Origin of the sequence: Pseudomonas sp. 65/3-MNA-CIBAN-0223 (assembly GCF_040310425.1) — a bacterium.
In the GTDB taxonomy this organism is placed as follows: domain Bacteria; phylum Pseudomonadota; class Gammaproteobacteria; order Pseudomonadales; family Pseudomonadaceae; genus Aquipseudomonas; species Aquipseudomonas gregormendelii.
Genome location: NZ_JBEOPV010000153.1, coordinates 1 through 270, shown reverse-complemented (window position 1 = coordinate 270; position 270 = coordinate 1). Strand labels below are relative to the sequence as shown.

1 protein-coding gene is annotated in these 270 nt (G+C 55.9%); it reads left to right on the top strand.

The window, feature by feature from the left end; translation table 11 throughout:
- Positions 1 to 270: tyrosine-type recombinase/integrase (locus AAEZ09_RS28325; protein WP_502947608.1), on the top strand; the 270-nt coding region annotated here is incomplete at both ends.

Below are 270 nucleotides of genomic sequence, written 5' to 3'. Positions count from 1 at the left end.
CCGTTGAGGAGTTGTGCAAGAAATTTATGGAGGACTACTCCAAGAAGCGCAACAAACCCAGCACCCGAGTCGGCTATCAAGGCGTCATTGAGCGCTGCATCATCCCGCTGCTGGGCCGCAAGAAGGTTCACGACGTGAAGCGGCCTGACGTTGCCGGACTGATGGAAAAACTTTCGTACAAACAGACCGAGGCGAACAAGGCGTTCAGCATCCTGCGCAAGATGTTCAACTTGGCCGAGGTGTGGGGCTATCGGCCTGACGGCACCAATC